We start from the raw sequence: 18,374 nt of genomic DNA, 5'->3' as shown, positions 1-18,374 counted from the left end.
CTTTACCAGTTTCAAAAAAGCGTTCTAAACCCAGCACTACTCAATGCACAATCCCCCGAAGAACTTGCTGTCCTCAGACCTCTTGTAAAACTCGTCTTTGACATTAAGTCAAAAGTTGATGAAGTCGATCAACGTGGCAAGCTTGATGAGCTCAAGGAAGAGACACGTGCAAACTACAACTATACACGCTGCACGGCTGACAAACATTACCAATTCGTACTCAATTACACACCAGGACGTATTTCTAACCTTGTCAGCTCTGAGAAAAGAGCCACAGTTGTCTCAAAATTAACTGAGGTTCAACAACTCGTTGCACGTATTGCAGACAACCCAAACATGCCAACAAACGACAAAGTCGCGCTTTATCAAGCATTCCTTCAAATCCAAACGGAGTTTGGAGAAAATGGAGCTGAACTAAACGAAGTGATCGAAGCTTTAGAAACAACACTTGGGCTCCACAAAGGCATCAAAAGCAGCTTTCCACTTGAGCTGAAAGAGCTCATATCAGAGCCTATTTCAGGAGAACTTGGCCCAATCGCGGAAAAACTAGCCGCATTTGAACAGGATCACCTCATTCCAGCCATCCAAAATGCAACAACAAGTGAAGAACTTCTATTACTTGAACCCTTACTAGACCAATACATCGAGCTCAAACCTCAAGTGATTTCAGCCGATGCGGATAGCAGATTAGAACAATCCCACAGCAAAATGATCGGGCTTTGGAACGCTAAAATTCAAAAAACAAACCCGAAGTTCGCGCAACTCGTTACTTATGAAAAAGGAAAACTTGGAGATCTTAGCGCACCAGAAAGAAGATTAAAAATTGCAACTAATATTGAAGAATACATCCAAGAAACAATTAAATCCTTTGATCATCCCACTTTCAAGCAGGAAGAGAAAATTGCCCTATACGAAGCCGTTCTCAAAATTCAAAGTGAATTCCAAGAACATGGAGATGGAAAACTTCTTGAACCTACAGCAAAAGCCCTTCGCCAAGCACTATCCATTCCAGAACCAGAACTTCCAAAACCCAAACTAGAGCCTAAGGCAAAAAAAGGCATCTTTGCCATGTGGGAAAACAAGTCCTCCAATTCTAGCCCTGATAAGTCATCATCACCAATGGCGCCAGTTGCTCGCAAAAAAGCAGTTGCATCTGCTTCTCCCGATGTTCGCCGACAAAAGGCTCTACAAATCATCCAGGAAAAGCTTGGGTCTTTAGATTTACAATCACATTTTCTACGTGATCATGTCTTAGACATCAAAAGTCAAATTCGCATCCTCCGCTCCATTTCAGGCGATCCAACCGAGTTTAAACACTTAGAAACAGCACTCGACGCACTCCTTAATCCAGCACCATTCGTTATTTCTGAAGAAGAAAACATTTTCATCCAATTTATTGGAAAAAAGCACAAAATCCTTGAATCCCAACTTCAAGATTACCAAGATCAAGAAAAAGCAACTGTCATTAACGCCCAATCATCGCTCCTAAAAACTCTTAAAAAATCAATAGCAAAGCCCGAGCTTTTAGACGCCACAGCACAACGTGCATTAGCAACTGAAACCGCCAACGCAAAACAAATGCGTTTCCGACGCTTTACCGATCTACACAAACCCAACCCCGCGCTAAGCCAGAACTTCGCAGCCCACTACCCAGCACTCATTCAGACCTTCGAACTCTTCACAAGAGAAGTCCTCTCACCTAGTATCGAAGGAGCACTAGTATGAAAGATCCCAAAATTGACCGCAGGACCATACAAATGGGAAGCACAGAAAAAACGCGCTTTCACCAAAATCTCGGACAACGTCGTGTGAAGTTGCACAACCAAGAAAAGTTATTTGACAAAGCAATTCAAACAATTAAGGAAAATTGTCAAGTGTATGGACTTCGACATCACCACACTACTGAGCCGTTCTCCTCAGATGGTGGACTATACGAGAACCTAGTAAAAAAAATGAGTGAATTTAGTGAGTTAGGATATTCACAGGTGATTCTGGCTATACGCAACCCAAAAACCAGAGGAGGTCATGCAGTAAATCTAGTTTTCGACAAAGCGCGTGAAATTTACTCTATAGAAGACGACAACTTAGGGCGAGTTGAATTTAAAAACTTAAAAGAATTGCAAGAACAAGGAAAAGAATACTTTAAAATCTTTTATCCTGAGCTCACAGAGTTAACATTTGAGTGCTACGCATTGGATAAAAAGTAAGCTAAGGGGCTAACCGCCCCTGCTCTCTCAAAGAGCGCAGAGCTTCTTCATACGTTTCTTGATGCAGCATCTCACGCTTGTATTCGTCTTCAGAATCTTTAGTATGATAAAATATCTTCCCTTTCACCGTAGATGCTCAGCATACCTGACCAGGCTCAAGCTTTGTAAAATTACAATCCTCAAAAATAAAGATAGCCAATTCAATATTTTGCTCGTTAAAAGGAAAGTTGTGTAAAAATGGTCTAACCTCTTTATTTTCATTTACCGACTTAAGATACTCATTTACACAGTTAATGACTAATTCTCTACTTTCATCAATTGACAAAGGGTGATAACAATTAAAGCTAAGAAACAACTTTTTTACATCATGCATCATTGATCCACCAGATCCTACTGGGTCCAGTTGGTATTTTTTGCTGAGTGTCTTAGCTGTTTTCGCAGTAATCTTGTCTGAGATTTTCTCATACTCGGGAATGACATATTCCATTTTAGTCCCTGAAATAAAAATCCAAGAAATTAAAGGGATAACAAGGAATGCAAGCCCAAGCCATCTTTTCTTATTCGTCATAGAACCCTCCAGTGAATTTACCCATATGGTAAGTTACACCGCCTTTATATATTGGATTAGCATACTACAATGGAAAAGCTAAGAAGCTAATCGTCCTTGCTCTCTCACAATGCGTAATGCTTCTTCATATGTTTCCTGATGTAGATCTTTAAATTTTTCTGCTTTGTGATCATATCCGGAATAAAAGACCCGTCCTTTTTCATCGGTTGAAGCATATGCTACAAACTCTTCACTGACCCTCTCACCCTTATTGTTATGGAAAGAAAAAGAAATTTTAATTCCTCGCGAAGAAAACGGAAAATGTTCTAAGTATGGGTGAATTCTTTCATCATCATTCACTCTTTTAAGCAGACTTTCAACAGCATTTACTATCATAATCCGGCTTTGATCGATGCTTAAATTCATATTGCTTGCAGAAAATGAAAGAGAAATCATCTTTACATTATCTAAGAAACTTCCTCCAGATCCATAACAACTGACCCCATAGGTCATATTAATGTCATTTATATATTCAGCCATTATCTCTGATGAGATTTTTACATAGTCAGGTTGCTCTTCTTTACCTTGAAATTTTTTAAAAAAAAAGACGGCAGGTAACAGAAATAATAAGAAGTATGACACTTTTCTCTTCATTGATCTATTCCATATCTATTTCTCAAATCACTACAAACATTCTCGACAGGTACTTTATATCCTCCTTCTGCTGAAAGTCCAATAGAGATCAAAGTTAACATTTCATTGCTGTGCATTGGACAAAAAATAAGCTAAGGGGCTAATCGTCCGAGCTCTCTCACAATGCGTAATGCTTCTTCATATGTTTCCTGATGCAACGTTTCTAACTTATACTCATCTTCATCACTATCAGTATAGTAACGCACTCGTTTCTTCCCTGTAGACACAACATTTATTTTCCCAGGGGGGATTTTTTGAAAATTCTCATCTCCGAAAAAAAAGATTTTTATCTGGATATTTTGTGCAGAGAAGGGATAGTCATGTAAATAGGGTCTGATATCTTCATTTTCATTTATGGATTTAATATATTCATTCACACAATTAATAACTAACTCTCTGCTCTCATTAATAGATAAAGAACGATAACAGTTAAAGCTTAACGCTAACATTTCTACATCATGCATCATTGATCCACCAGAACCTATCGGGTCCAGTTGATATTTCCTGCTAAGTTTCTTAGCTGTTCTCGCAGTAATTTCGTCTGATATTTTTTCATACTCGGGAATCACATATTCCATTTTTGCCCCTGAAATAAAAACCGAAGAAACTATAATGATGAAAATGACAGAGAACCCAATGCACTTTTTCTTACTAATCATAAATACCTTCAATAAATTCATTCATATGAGCTCTTAAAGTTCTTTCATAAGTTGGACTAGAGTAACTATGGTCAAAAATTGGCGCATCTGGGTGCCTTTTAAGCACCGTAACCTTTGAACTTCTAGTGCTAAAGTTCCCAAATATTTTTTGGAAATGGGGAACTATGTCATGAGTACTTCGATAATTAAACGTTTTACCAAACAATCCATTAGGAATTGCAACTTCGCCCGCAATAGAGATTGCTGTAATTTCTTTTCTGAGCTTCTCCGGCATCGTCAAACCTGCTATAAATATTTGAGCTGAGCCTCCACTATGTCCAATTTCACAGTACTTCAGACCTTCGCTGTTTTCAAAAAAATCCATCCACCTTTCACGTATACAAACCGCAGACGTTGTCCCTTCAAGATACAATGCTTTACCACATTTTTGTATATCCCTCGGAAAACCCTGTGTCGCATTGAAAGTTGATTCAATTGGGACATTCCCAGCATACCGTGAAGTTAACTTCACAAGATCACGATGACTTTCGAAAGTATTTCCAATTCCACATGTAAATCCAATTGCCTTTTTTCCAGATACAATCGGATGGTTCTGCATACGATTATAGTCAATATCGGGGTAATAGGTATAGTTAAATGAACGTTGATATCCGAGCTTACCTTCGAAGTCATGATCTATTTTTACTCGGTTCGATAGGGCCGCAAAATCAACCTCTCTTTGAACCTCAGCGCCATAGAAATCGAAATGGAGCATGGGGCAATTTACCAAAAATTGATAGAGGTTCGGCCCTTCATCGAATCCTTTGGGGTCGGGAGAAAGCCAACGGCCGGTCTCAGGATCATAGAAGCGACGACCAAAAGCCACAAGTTGTCCTACTTTTCGCTTGGATTGGTAACGCCAAGGATTGTGGAGGAAGGAGTCAGAGATCTGAGAACCTGAGGAAGCAAAGATCTCCTCTTCTCCGTAGACAGTGTAGCGGTAAGATTCTTGAATGCTGTTGGTTTTGGGATCAAGGAGGGCGATGATGTTGCCAAAAAGATCATGAATGGGAAGGTAAACTTTCTGGTCTTGTTCGATAGCAATGGCAGCACCGATTTCAGCTCCTTTGCCTTGGCCTAAGATGCGAAGCTGACGGGGATAAACCCCTAGCTCATTTTGGTCATCATAGAGAAACTCTTGGCTGTACTTATGTTGCCAGATGCCGTCGCTTAGCTGCAGATAGCGGGCTGTTTGACACCGGTTCCAAGAATCATAGGAAAACCGAATCGCCAAATCCCCACTTCGCATTTGAACCAGACGATCGAGCACATCATAGGTGTATTGAGCCTGGTTTTTTGAAGAGGCAATGCGGTTTCCATTGAGGTCGTGCTCAAAGGTTCCTTCAGATGTGGCCTCGAGTTCATGGAGAAGGTTCACACTGTAGGTAGAATCGTCTTTTTGCAACCGGTTGTGATGCGCATCATAGGCATAGTTGTGGTTGTAAAGCCCAGCTTCCTGAACGAGTTGATTCAGGTCATCGTACTCGAAAGTGGACGTTTCGATAGACCCATCTAGAGTCCGTTTGTAACCACGGACATTGCCACAAGGATCAATATAAGTGATGCGTTCGTTCGAATAAGGAGAGTCCGATTCAATCCGCCGACTAAGAAGGTCGACCAAATGGTACAGCGGCTCTTTAGAAACAAGTCTTTCTTCGGTCAGGTTAAAACTTCGGTCGTATTCCGTGTAGTAATGGGCATAAAGAGAGGTGCCATTTCTGGAAATTCGCTCGACTTTTGCCATATGATAAGGAGTGTAATCATAAAGAACCTTGGAGCCATTGGAAAAAATCATGGCTGTTCGACGTCCCAGCTCATCATAGGTATTTTGAAGGCGCTGATAATTGGCTTGAGTTTCTGCAAGAAGCTCGCCAAAGTGGCTATAGGTACGCTTTGTCGTTTGGTGATGAACAAGATCATGCGACTCTATGACATTTCCCATTGGATCGTATTTTAACGCGTAGTGACAGCTGCCATCCGATGTTCGAATAGAAGTTTGCCTACCCAATCCATCATAAGAATAAATAATCGTTTCACCATCTGGTTTGAGGATCGTTTCAAGATGTCCGTCTACTGTGTAGGTATAGCGAGTCACTTTTTCAATCGGCTCCCCCACAGCTTCTCTCAGTTCAATAAGCCGTGAACGCGAGTCATAAGTCCAAGATTTGACAATGGTTTTATCCGGATCAAAAAGAGTACTGACTTGTCTCGTTTTCATCTGGTTGAGGTTGTAGAAAAAAGCCTCTTGCAAGAGGGCTTTGCCCTCAGCATCTTGTTTTTCCAGCAAAACAAGGTTTCCAAACACATCAAACGTCTCTAGAGTTTTTCTCCCCATGGGGTCAGTTGTGATTTTGCGGAGTACCTTTTGCCCCAATGCATTTTCATAGTGATCGTCATAGTCAATTGTTGTCACATGTCCAAGCGGGTCAAACCGCTTTACAATTCGTCGAAACGGGTCATACTCTGTGCGTTCAATGGCATCGCCCACTTGAACTTCTTTTGTCACAGCAACTTTATTACTAAAATCATCATAGGTGTAGGTTACCAGACCATAAACTAAGCCATCCTCATCTTCTTGACGTTCCTCAACAACACGGTCGAGCAAATCGTAGTCTTTAACGAGAACTTGCTGAGGGTGGCCATCCTTCCATCGCGTCATGCGATGCATCCGCCCAAGCGCGTCATAGTCATAGGTTGTCACACGTCCGAGAACTTCTTCTCGCACTTTGCGCCCGACGCCGTCATAACCATAAGTTGTCACTACTCCGTCAGGGTCCGTCTTAGAAAGGAGCTTGAAGGCGTCATAAGTGAAACTTTCAGCACACAGAAGCTCACCTTGAGAGATAGAACCCTCTTGGCAACAACGCGATCAAAAACATCGTAGTCATATTCCGCTTTAGTTCCTTCAGCTGAAGTGTGACTTTTCACATATTGCCCTGAAGGGTCATATGACAACGTCTCTTCAGCTCCATCTGGATAGAGAATACGGATCGGCTTGCCTCGCGCATTGTACCACCTGCATGTTTCATGTCCTTCAGGATCGGTTTCAGCGATAGGCTTTCCAAGGGCATTGTAAGTGCGATTGATTTCAGGTGATTGACATCCCGTTGCCATCTCAGGCAAAACAGTTCTCGTCGGATGCCCAAAAGGATCATACTCTTGAAGGGTCACATTTCCCCGAAAGTCGATTTCTTTGACCTTTTGCCCTAGCGAATTGTAATGATGCACCACCTCTCGTTTGTCCCCAGAAAAAGAGGCTTGCTCCGTCACTACTGGGCGATTCATGTGATCATATCTCTGACTTAAAACGAAATTTTCGTTGGGATCATGATCCAAAATGGGGTTGTAATTCGCGTCATAGCCTACCTTTCTCACACGACCCAAAGGATCTGTTTGCTCAACTAATCGATCCCCTTCATCATAGCGGTAATCCAGTGTGTACTGATGCTCACCCATCGCATCATAATGCTCAATCCACGACGCATTTCCCAAAGCCTCTCGGTCGTAGTGAATGACCTGTTTCTTCAAGAAAATCTCTTGCCCATTTTCTTCATACCCCTCTTGCACAACATGAGGCATTCCATACATGAACTCCGCAGAATTTGGGGTGATTCGTTTCACAAAACGTTGTGTCACATCTGTCACATCCGCAAGCAAGCGTCCCGTCCCATTATCGGTCACCTCACGCACTAAAACAGCTTCTTCATATTCATAAAACGTTCGTCTCTGCATAGAACCATCCGATGCATGCTCCAACTTTGCACGCAACAAATCTGTCCCCCCAATATAAAAGTATTCAACAACCTTTCCATTGGGAAACGTTTCACTTTTCAGAAGGTGATTGTCATAGTAAGCGCGATTGATAACATAAGAACTCTCACCCCCTCCATCAAGGTTTCCAAAGTGAGTTTCTGATTTCACATTTCCATGATCATCATAGGTATAGGAATAAGTCAGAAGCGCCTTTTTATCCCCTCCACACAAACTTTTCTTTTTTAGCCAACTCTTATCTGTCCACTCGAAATTTTCTTTCGAAAAGAGCGTATGCTTGCCAAAGTAACGCTCTATCGTCGTCAAGACAAAATTCTCATTGTAATCGTAACGAGACAAGTTCATCTGCGCATCAAAAACATCAGTGCTTCCACTTCCCTTTTTGTACTTCCCTGGTGAGTACCGGAACACATGAGTACGTTCTAGCTCTGATGTCGTCCCAAAAGGCTGATAAAGCGACTGCACACGTGTATAGGTTTTATCTTTGATCTCTGACCGATCTTCAATATACAAGCCCCCATCTTCATTCCAACCATGCGTGTAATAATTCAGTTCAAAGAAACGTCCATCTGGACCAATAATCTGGCTAGGATAAACATCTTTTCTCTTGCTCTTCCAGTAGTTGTATTGCACAGCGGGTTTGAACGAATATCTTGCATTGCTAAGTAAACAGAGCCTCTCCCCTCGAAGGTCGTACTTTGAGTTAAACTTATACTCAACTGTGCGACCATCACTTGTTTTAATTAAGAGCCCCTTACGATGCTTGTCATCAGCAGGGTCATACTCAATTGTCATCCATGCATAAATTTTACCTTTGGGTGACTTGGACTTGATTTTCGTCACTCTCCATCGTTTATCTGCTAACTTTTCCCATTCATATTCGATGATATTGCCGTTAGAAAGCACTTCAGAGCGAAGTAAAAATTCGATTGGCACACCTCTTGTTGTCCAATCAGCTTCAACACGTTTCTTCGATTCTTTTGTACGATAATACCGCACAGAACCATCAGGAGCTTCTACGATGATTTCTCGAGGATCACCCTTCTTTGAATACACTTTATTATTTAGCGGATTATAGCGCGCACTAATATCCCCTAAAGCTGTATTTGTCCAACCCCCAGGAATTTTTCTAAGAGGAAGCGGCAAGCTTCTTTTCACTGCATAATAATTGTAAAAGTAATCGACCCGAATCCCCGACTTTTCATAGACGCTAAGAGTATCTGTGTGATCTAATTCAATGAGCAAAAACTTTTCGGCAAAGTTCCACCCTCCATAAATTTTAAACTTCTTCCTAACTTCCCTTGGAGAATAGTTTAAAGGAAAACGAATCGGTTCCAGTCCTTTCACAACCAAATCGTCCCGTCTGACAACATAATCACCTGTGATCACATTGACACACCCCTCAACTATGCCAGAAGGTTCCCCCCCAAAGTCGGACATGAGGTAGGGATCATCATCTGCAACTAAAACTGAACATGAAACTAAGAGAAAAAAGAGTTTTTTAAGCATACCCTACCAATGCTTAGACAAAAAACATCAGCAGGCTAATACAAAAGATTAATTTTTGAAAAGAAAACAGATGACGCAGAATTACTCTGCGTCTTCTCTGACTGTTACACGAATAAGTTTGAGTTCTTTCTTTGGTGAGCCAGAAGGAGAACCAAAACTTTCTAACTTTTTGACAACGTCGTATCCCTTTGTAACCTCACCAAAAATCGTGTGTTTGTAATCAAGCCATGGAGTCGTTGTCGTTGTGATAAAGAACTGACTCCCGTTGGTATTGGGACCGCGGTTGGCCATCGCGAGAAGACCAGGACGATTAAACTTCACGTCTGACTTGAACTCATCCTTAAAATTAACGCCCCAAACAGACGCTCCACCTCTTCCCGTTCCCTCAGGATCTCCACCTTGAATCATAAAGTTAGGAATCACCCGATGAAACTTCGTTCCATCATAATATTGCTTCTTTGCAAGTTGAACCATGTTTTCACAAGCTTTAGGTGCTACCTCAGGCTTTAATGTGATTTCTATCGTCCCTTCAGTTGTTTCCATAACGATCACAGGCTTAGCAAAAACCCCGATACAAAAAAACATGAGTAGTGCAACTAAAACTTTCTTCATGATAACGTCTCCATCTAAAATTTTTTCTGCAGTTGAGAAAAAAATAACAACCCCGTAAGATCGGGGCGAATAATTAGCTCTGAGGCATTTCGGGGAGTCTTTTCAACCCTGCTAAGTTTGACGCTCCCTGAGATGTCTCCCTTTCACAAAACATTTCCAGCATAGATTTCCACCTCCTTTCTTTTCAACACAAACAAAAGCCCCTCGCAGTCCTTGACCAAAAAAGTCGCCCAAAGAAATTTATCTTCCGTAACAAACACTATAGTAATGTTTTTTTCTCCAACTCCCCGTATGCAAAAGCATGAATATTACACATTTATTAAAAAACTTTAGGGATTAGTCTTTGCAACAGAAACGGAAATTGTTGAAAAATGAAAGGCTATTTATTCAAGTACGATTTACCCGTGAAAAAATTCGCTTCAGACTTGGGAATTTCAACCTCATACCTCTATCAACTGCTAAGAAAAGAGCGGAAACCCTCTCTCGAGCTTGCCCTTAAAATCGAACAATATACAAACGGTGAAGTCACCGTCAAAGAACTCATCGAAGAAAAAAATAGTCCTATTCCAAAAAGCCCCATTGAAGAAAAACTGAAGCATCTAGAAACACATCTCAATCGCCTCGAAGAACGCCTGAACAGCCTCGAAGCCACGCTCCTTTAAAATTCTGCAGACATACTTGAGAAGCTCAAAGAAAAACAACAGGATCATCATCTTGTCAACACTCATTCAGATATGCCTGCAGCCTCTTTTGGGTTCTGCAGCTAGCTTATATAGATACTCTTCTTTGTATTTTTTTGATCGCTTTCCCATATTGTTCCTTATTCAATTTTCACAACGTGGATCAGACACTAGCTGTAGCTTTTTAGCTACATTTTTTGAAATGCTTATCCCTTAGCTTCTCTCAGTTTCAGTAGAATACTACAAAGGTCATGCACTATGGACAACAATTCTTTTTCGATGATTATCTCTAAGCAGTGCTGCTTTCCAAAACACCCCAACTTCCGATAGCCGCTTTGTAAATATGACTCAACTGTTCTGAAAGAGAGATCGCATATTTCTCCTATGTATTTTGAACTAAAACCGCTCACCCCAAACACAAGGCATTCGATCTCTCGATCAGATAAATCAATAGATAATACCCCTTTTAAGTGCTCTAAAACGATTTGTCTGTTTCTACGCAAGTCTTTGTGCTCTATTGAATGCAACAAAAGAGGATGCAAGCCGAGCTGATGAGCCAATGAAGTTTCATCAGCATACACAGATAAGTTTTCAATCTTATCATTTCTAAATACGAATACAACCACAAGACGACATGTCACTTTTTTTTGAGTTGGTTTCAACTTGGAAAACTCATACATAAGTCCCGAAGCTAACCCCTCCGTTGATCCCCTACCCTCAAACTGATTTAAATGTGTCCCTTGAGTTTGAACAATCGTCACCAACATCTTGCCATATTCATGCATCTCAACCAAACTTAACGATAAATCTGGAAAGGCAGCGTACCAGTCTTTTAAATTAGCAAGACATGTTTCATTTCCTTCTCTTTCTTCCGTAACAATGCGGTATTGAAGTTTCGATGAAAACATTTGCTTCAGGTAGAATTCACGTTTATCTTCTAAGTGAAAATTACGAATAATCTCTTTCACTAAATTCACATGTTCCGACATAAAATTTTTCCCTCAAAAAACATGATTACGCATTATTATGCTGTCGCTCAATTTGCACAACCATTAAAAAGTCAGACCATATAATAACTACACATCTAAAATTATAATTAATAGCAAAACCATGCAACAAAAACTTAATAGAAGGTTTCAATTCGAAAAAATAAAGAATCCTCTGAGTAGAAACTACTTATATAAAAACTTATTGACCACCACTATTTCTCTTACTTCTCAATTAAACATTTCAATTAAACGGTTAATTACAAACCAATTACGCAGCCAATGTAAATTTTATATAAAGACTAAAAGAGCTAGTGAGAAAAAATTGAAATTTTTTCTTTAGTTGAGTGAAAAAAACACAGATTCATATGATTAAACATAAAAAAAGATCCGAGGTATCTCGGGGAGTTTTTCAACCCTGCTAAGTTTAATCCTCCCTAAGATACCTCCCTTTAACAAAAGATGGTTCAAAACTTATCCCATCAGTAAATTTTACAACAAGATTTATTGACGCTCTATCCTTCATGTCAACTTCCTTACGCAGCCTTAGAAGACCAGTAGAAAATACGGGTTGAACTAAAAAGTAGTCCGGCTTAGATTACTCTCGATTTTTGAGGGAAAAATTTAAATGGGACTCTCCCATGTTTATATTCACAAACCGATCAGAACACTGTCTTGATACAAACACATGCGTTGAGCAACGGCTCCCTAGAGACTTAAAAGAAGAGATCGAGCGCTTTAGAAACCGTTCGCCCTTGCCAATAAAACACGGTTACAGGCTACCCAAGGGTCAAAAGCTCTTCAATCAAACCACTCCAATCAAGCAGCCGCCACCATTATCTACTTCTTCAACCCTTGAAGTCGTTGCCAATAGAGTCTTTGACTATTCTAACTATCTACTTTGGACTGTTCCTTCAAGCGGATATCACTGGTTAACATCTTCTCTATTTGGAAGGGCATGGCATCAAGCTGATGTGCCGACAAAGCAACCTGCACCGAATCCCCTAGGGGAACAGATCTCTATCGTCTCCATCGATAGTCAACTAGCTGCAATTGAGAAAAACAAAAGTGATTTTGAAAATTATGGCTGCGATAGAGAAACTCCCTCTCTTTACCAACCATCTGATCTCAACCAAGCTGGATCTGATCTCAGCGCAGTTGCTAAGCGCTATCCTTTTACTTATCCATCCTTAAGTCAGCGGACATTTAGAATCGTAAAACTTCAGCTGGAATATCTCACTCTAACCGTAACACGACTTGACCAAGTTCGTGGAATCATCTCAGAGCTTTTTGGACGAGTGGTAGACGAGATGAAAAACTCTTCATTTTTTCAAACAGGTCAACAGTCCTCTCACCATATAGAAAAAGTTTTTGCAAACATTGAACCCAAAGAAATAGCCAAAGCCTCCAGAGAAAAGTTTGACGCATTGGATTATTTCAGTCGCGTTTCAACCCCAATGGTCAATCATGAACTCAATGGGATCACGATAATCTTCCCAATAGACTCACCAGGCACAGCAGAGAAATTAGCTAACGGTGATTTAGAAAAGCTTGCATGTAAAGCGCAAGAGATTCTCTTAAAAGCTTTGGAAGAAGAAGAGCTATGCATCAACGATCAAGGCTGGATCAACCGAGAGCAAGGCATTCCAAATTTCTTAAGTTGGAATAGTAAGCCCAACCCAACATTGCAACAGCGGCTCACTTCTATCGTAGGAGGCCTGATTCTTATAGAGTATTTCAAGCAGCATAAGACACTACTAAAAGCCGTGCACAGCACCTTCAAGAACAAGAACTACGCGAACGAAATGCGCGGATACCAGCAATTAGCAACCCAACCCCTACTAATACCCTGACTCCTACAGCCAACGACCTAAGCGCATCTACCCTAGAGGCAGTCATTCAAGAGCTCTTACATCTAACATTTGCATCAGCAACCACACTTATCCGCCCCAACCCAAGATATCTAACTGATCAAATGGTCGGATCATTTGTCTCACTCTCTCATAGAGCCCTAGATCCTAAACAAGAAAGCCAATGCCTACGCATCATTGCTCTTGCCAGCAGATCTCTACTGCAATTGCATATGACAGGAGGTGCAGCCTCTTTTTTTGACATTGGCAAAGACTTTATCAAATCAACGCTCATAAGATGTGGGATTTCAACAGTCTTTAGTCATTCAACAAGACAGCCCTCACAAGAGCTCCAAGACACCCTTGGAGGACTGATTCATACAGGTTTTAGCAACGACGAACGACACTTTGTTTCTTCAGGACTGTTTTTCATCACATCCAAAATTAACAACTTTCTTCAATGGAACGCCCAAACACTCAAATCAGCCGGATACCGGAATAGCGCATTATGGGTGTCACGCATTGCCACAGCCCTAAAGTCAGACTTATCCATCAATGCAGCGCTAACAGATGCAATTATCAGCAGACGTCAAGCAATAGACGCGCAACAAGTTGAACCAGACAGCTCAGACGATGAATCTGAAATTGAAGAAATCGAACTAGATCCCTCCAGCTGCGAAGAAGAGTGCCGAGAATCAGAGATCTCAGAAAGCCGCTTAGATCAAGAAAGCACCGATCATCTCATGGAAAAGCCAAACGAAGCCCCATTAAGTTATGCGATCGAGGAACACTACCCCCACAATAGTTGGCTCGGCAGACCTTCAAAAAAAGCAGATTACGTAACCGTTACGGTTAACGGATTAGACAGCACATTTCCCAAACGCAAATGGGCAGAAAAATATGTGCAACTGATGCAAAGGCAACAGAGCCTAGTTTATCAAGGAAACAACCAATCCTATCAATGCCAGCAAGAAGCCTTATATCTTGGAAAATCCCCCTCAGAAATTCCTCCAGCGCAAACCCAAGCACAACAATCTTACCGGGTAACCTACAACCCGACAAAAGAAAAAATCAAAGTGTATATCAATGGGGAATCAGAGCCAGCTTTTCGAGAAAAAGGCAAAGAAGCCGCTAAACATGCAATGGATTACATCGAAAAACACATCAACGGCCATAACACTCACATTCAAAAGACAGTCTCCGCCTATACTATCTCAATAAAAGCAAGTTTACCAGCTTATATTTCACCTCCTAAAGCACCTGAATATGTCTACAGTGTTCACAAAACAAAAAACTCAGAAGGAAATAAAAACACCTATACATCCTACGCAGCTCCAGTGAACGGACTAGGACCCTCTATCAACTTAGGAGAATTCAAAAGCAGAGAACAAGCCAATGATTGGACAAAAATGACAACCGATCACCTGGCTCAAACACATCATTTAGCAGATGCCATGCATCAAGCCCAAGCAGCCTACCTAAAAGCAGGAGGATCTATTGAAGATATCCCTCCCATCCCAGACCTAGCATCCCATGAATTTAGATTAGACACCTCAAAAAATAAAGTTAGACTTTACCGAAATGGCAAAAAGATCTTTAAAAAGCCCCTAGAGAGTCATCCTCAAGCCCTCGAAGACGCCATCGGAAAAGCAAGCACAACCCTTGGCAAGACTAACAAACACAATAGACAAATCGCCAACGACTACATTCAAAATCTAAAGCAAAAATCTAAAACCCCTCTTCCCATTGAAACAGTAGGACAAAGTGACCATAAGCCCCTGCAAGAACAGCTCATGGACATCAACACCAAAAACAAAGGATCAGAAAAAGAGCATGGATTCTGGTACCACGCATGGAGATGGCCCTTTCAAAAAGCAGACCAAGCAACCGAATGGTTAGACGACCATGGAGTCACAGGAACCGTCGCCTTCAGTAAAACCATGCCCCTCTACTCAGAACCTAAAGCCCCCACCAAACGCGAAGAGAATCAACACCACCTCATTCTAAAAACAGAAGAACTTGCCCGCATGGAGCAAAGCGAACCTGCCCAACCCAACGCAGCATATGCCACCCCCGCTCACACATTTCACACAGAACACCATCCCATGCAATATGCTCATCATCACCCATCTTCGCACCCTGAACCAGAAATGACACCCGTACAACCACAGCCCAAAAAGCCAGGAGAACTCCCCATATTAGAAAAATACGAAGATGAGCAACCCACCCAGTCATATATCCCCACCTGGCTAAGATGGGGAGCCAACCCCGATCGCACCTCTCTCGACCCTAAAGAAGAAATAGAAGCCCAACACTCCCAACTCGCAGCCCTCTCAACATCCGTTGCAAGATTTATCGGAGGCATATTCGACTTTTTCACCAACCGAGACCGCTCCATCAATGTCGACACACAAGGCAACCCCATCGAAATACCAACGCTCACAGAAAAACTCGAAGACCTAGCAGAAAGAGCCATTCCCTACGATAGAACACAGCCCGGCTTTAACATGCTCCAAACCACCTCAGACCTTGTTGTCAGCGGAACCGGTGGCTATATGATGGGAGGCCCAGTAAGAAGTCCTTCAGGACGCACCGGAGTGGTCCAAGAAATAGAAACCACTGCCCAAAGAGCAATGCGAACCCTCGCCGAAGAAAGAGTTTTTCTTGAAGAGGTCAATCAACCAGCATACAGAAGTGGTTTTGGTTCAAGAAGCCGACACATCAAGTCCGACCGAGTCATTCATGCTGGAAGTGACAACCCAAGCCACCTTGTTTTTTGCGAAAATGGAAAAACAAAAACAATCTCTTTTGCTGATTTGAGTGACGCAGGAACAAAGACAGGCAAAGGAAAGCTTTCTACAGCAGGAAGAGCTTTGCAAAAGAAAACAGATCGTTTAGACTCTGTCTTTCCTAAACCAAAAGGAACGCCTGAAGAAGTAAGTCGACAAGGTCAAAAGGTATTGGATGAGATCCTCAATCATCCGGATCGAGTTGTTATTCAAGACGCAACAAAAAAACGATATGGGGATGTTTTTGATATTAAAATAGGCAGTGAAAAAGGACCAGGAGTAAGGTTCAAAACGAATGGTGAATTTGTAGGTTTTTTGGAGCCAAAACAATGAACAATAGCGATTTTAATATAGATATTTTAGATCTCCCTGATAGAGAAAATTTGGTTGCTGAGATTGATTATAAACAAAATCAATGGGCTGAAATTTCTGCTGAAATACCCAATGAGTTTGTAATACAGTTCTACAGTCATCCAGAAAAAGATTATTGGGAATTTCCTTTCGACGAGGCAATGGAAATTCTCCAAAAAGCTAAAGATCATTTAGCAAAACTTCAAAGAAGCCCTGAAGAGCAGAGAAGCTACGATGAATGGCTAGCGAAACTCGAACATGACTTCAATAAGGAACTAGGAATTATGTCTTTAGAAGAGAGACGAGAGATTTACCCTCCTTTTTTAGTTCGAGAGATGGAACAAATTATGGAAAATCCAAAACTCAAAGAAGAGTCATGCGAAAAAGTCACAGACTTTCTTCATCTCATGCGCGCCATATGGGTCATCTCAAGCCAAGACTACCAAGAGCGATATTGGATTCGTAAAGAGCCTCCCATGGAGCACGATAATTTTGAAGAAACAACTGTAACTCTTATCCGAGACGGAAAAGATGCGCTAAGACACAAAGATGTTGGACACATTGAGATGCCTGAAAAGCAATATACCATGCTCAAAAGCCTATGTGATCGTGTTGAGGCTTTTAAAAGCACTATTGAAAAGAACAAAAGCGATCAAGAGATCATCAGCAACCCAAAATGGGGTGAGATAAGAGAATACGCAAAACTGGTTTATCAAGAAATTACGGGAGAAATTTCTTAGAATTTTATTAAACATCCCCACCTGGCTAAGGCACCTCTCTCGATCCCAAAGAAGAAATTGATGAAAACATGCATATCATGTCATAAGGTGAGTGCTCATTTATAAAAAACTGGAGAAAAACATGCTTGCATTTCTAAAAAATTTGGTAATTCGAATAGCATTTTTCACGTTGATGCTTGTCCCATTAGCAAGCTTTGGAAACACCTTACCCAACAGATCAGAAGAATCAGTTGATCTTGTTGAGTTCTTAGCATTAATCCAAGAGCCGCTCGCAGCTATTGAAACAATCAACAAAGAGTTGAAGGATTCTATCGAAGGGCTAACTGATATTTTCAGTTTTGAAAATGTTTCTGAGTATAACAAACTTATCCATTCAAAAGGAAAAGTCGAGGAGTTTTTAGAAAAGCTAGACGACTGTGAAACAATATATGAACAGGCCTTTACTCTCCTAGAATCCCTTGTCGAAACAACAAACTTTAAGTACGACAGTCTTAAGATAGGACTTCAAACGGTATTCGAAGCAGGAAAAACTACGCCAACAAAGCTAACAAGAGAGTACTTTAGCATCGAAAGATCGGTCATGCAAACCTTTGACAGCATTCTTGACTTTTTCATAGAAACGGAAGGTTTATTTCACGTCTCAAATAATAGCGAACTGGTTTTCTCCAGAGATTCAGACCTTGAAAGGTATAATCTGCTTATCAAAAGGCTAAGAGAAGTCACTCAAGAAGAAGAGAAGATTATTCAACAGCTTGAAAAGCTCCGCCCCCTCTAACTAATACCATTAACAAGTGCATATGGATGATATCCACAATCTACCAACAACAGCGATCGCTTTGCTATTTACCAACTTATTATCAAACGACCCCTGTTATTTATAATTTATATTGATAACAATAAATATTATTTTTAAAATCTAGTCAGAATAAAGCGTAATTATG

At 41.0% G+C, this 18,374-nt stretch carries 15 protein-coding genes; 7 read left to right on the top strand and 8 right to left on the bottom strand.

Annotation, left to right across the window (positions count from 1 at the left end; genetic code table 11):
- The first annotated feature begins 336 nt into the window (after nt 1-336).
- Both ACOOFG_RS00635 and ACOOFG_RS00630 read left to right on the top strand, forming a co-directional pair.
- Nucleotides 337-1,725 carry a hypothetical protein gene (locus ACOOFG_RS00635; protein WP_420421713.1) on the top strand — a complete coding sequence of 463 codons (1,389 nt, stop codon included), beginning with the start codon at nt 337-339 and terminating at the stop codon, nt 1,723-1,725.
- On the top strand, nt 1,722-2,207 hold the full coding sequence (locus ACOOFG_RS00630) for a hypothetical protein (RefSeq protein WP_420421712.1): 486 nt from the start codon (nt 1,722-1,724) through the stop codon (nt 2,205-2,207). The genes ACOOFG_RS00635 and ACOOFG_RS00630 overlap by 4 nt, the downstream gene beginning before the upstream one ends.
- A 1-nt stretch (nt 2,208) precedes the next feature.
- On the opposite strand, the gene ACOOFG_RS00625 is transcribed toward ACOOFG_RS00630, so the two are convergent.
- From ACOOFG_RS00625 to ACOOFG_RS00595, 7 genes are all read right to left on the bottom strand, one after another.
- On the bottom strand, nt 2,209-2,334 hold the full coding sequence (locus ACOOFG_RS00625) for a hypothetical protein (protein ID WP_420421711.1): 126 nt from the start codon (nt 2,332-2,334) through the stop codon (nt 2,209-2,211).
- A gap of 9 nt (nt 2,335-2,343) precedes the next feature.
- Entirely contained in the window at nt 2,344-2,775 is a 432-nt protein-coding gene (locus ACOOFG_RS00620; RefSeq protein WP_420421710.1) for a hypothetical protein, read from the bottom strand.
- 78 nt (nt 2,776-2,853) lie between these two features.
- A complete protein-coding gene (locus ACOOFG_RS00615; protein ID WP_420421709.1) occupies nt 2,854-3,408 on the bottom strand; it encodes a hypothetical protein in 555 nt (184 codons plus the stop codon).
- A 131-nt stretch (nt 3,409-3,539) separates the two neighbouring features.
- A complete protein-coding gene (locus ACOOFG_RS00610; RefSeq protein ID WP_420421708.1) occupies nt 3,540-4,106 on the bottom strand; it encodes a hypothetical protein in 567 nt (188 codons plus the stop codon).
- Entirely contained in the window at nt 4,099-6,906 is a 2,808-nt protein-coding gene (locus ACOOFG_RS00605; protein WP_420421707.1) for an RHS repeat domain-containing protein, read from the bottom strand. Before ACOOFG_RS00605 ends, ACOOFG_RS00610 begins: the two co-directional genes overlap by 8 nt.
- Nucleotides 6,906-9,425 (bottom strand): hypothetical protein, encoded by a 2,520-nt coding sequence (locus tag ACOOFG_RS00600; protein ID WP_420421706.1) that lies wholly within the window; start codon nt 9,423-9,425, stop codon nt 6,906-6,908. The genes ACOOFG_RS00605 and ACOOFG_RS00600 overlap by 1 nt, the downstream gene beginning before the upstream one ends.
- 81 nt (nt 9,426-9,506) lie before the next feature.
- Nucleotides 9,507-10,037: a peptidylprolyl isomerase gene (locus tag ACOOFG_RS00595; RefSeq protein ID WP_420421705.1), complete on the bottom strand. Its 531-nt coding sequence runs from the start codon at nt 10,035-10,037 to the stop codon at nt 9,507-9,509.
- Nucleotides 10,038-10,408: 371 nt separating this feature from the next.
- On the opposite strand from ACOOFG_RS00595, the gene ACOOFG_RS00590 reads away from it, so the two are divergent.
- The gene (locus ACOOFG_RS00590; RefSeq protein WP_420421704.1) at nt 10,409-10,699 is read left to right on the top strand and encodes a helix-turn-helix domain-containing protein; all 291 of its coding nucleotides are present in this window, start codon (nt 10,409-10,411) and stop codon (nt 10,697-10,699) included.
- A gap of 224 nt (nt 10,700-10,923) precedes the next feature.
- Here the strand turns inward: ACOOFG_RS00590 and ACOOFG_RS00585 are convergent, their stop codons facing one another.
- A complete protein-coding gene (locus ACOOFG_RS00585) occupies nt 10,924-11,706 on the bottom strand; it encodes an ester cyclase (protein ID WP_420421703.1) in 783 nt (260 codons plus the stop codon).
- 638 nt (nt 11,707-12,344) lie between these two features.
- On the opposite strand from ACOOFG_RS00585, the gene ACOOFG_RS00580 reads away from it, so the two are divergent.
- From ACOOFG_RS00580 to ACOOFG_RS00565, 4 genes are all read left to right on the top strand, one after another.
- Nucleotides 12,345-13,556: a hypothetical protein gene (locus tag ACOOFG_RS00580; RefSeq protein ID WP_420421702.1), complete on the top strand. Its 1,212-nt coding sequence runs from the start codon at nt 12,345-12,347 to the stop codon at nt 13,554-13,556.
- A 122-nt stretch (nt 13,557-13,678) separates the two neighbouring features.
- The gene (locus tag ACOOFG_RS00575; RefSeq protein WP_420421701.1) at nt 13,679-16,675 is read left to right on the top strand and encodes a hypothetical protein; all 2,997 of its coding nucleotides are present in this window, start codon (nt 13,679-13,681) and stop codon (nt 16,673-16,675) included.
- On the top strand, nt 16,672-17,433 hold the full coding sequence (locus ACOOFG_RS00570; RefSeq protein WP_420421700.1) for a hypothetical protein: 762 nt from the start codon (nt 16,672-16,674) through the stop codon (nt 17,431-17,433). The genes ACOOFG_RS00575 and ACOOFG_RS00570 overlap by 4 nt, the downstream gene beginning before the upstream one ends.
- Before the next feature lie 121 nt (nt 17,434-17,554).
- Nucleotides 17,555-18,208, top strand: a complete 654-nt coding sequence (locus ACOOFG_RS00565; protein ID WP_420421699.1) for a hypothetical protein — start codon at nt 17,555-17,557, stop codon at nt 18,206-18,208.
- Nucleotides 18,209-18,374: the final 166 nt, after the last annotated feature.

It is taken from the genome of Simkania sp. (genome assembly GCF_965215465.1).
Taxonomy (GTDB): Bacteria; Chlamydiota; Chlamydiia; order Chlamydiales; family Simkaniaceae; genus Simkania.
Note: the sequence above shows the minus strand (reverse complement) of the source record. Positions and strands in the feature narration are given on the sequence as shown.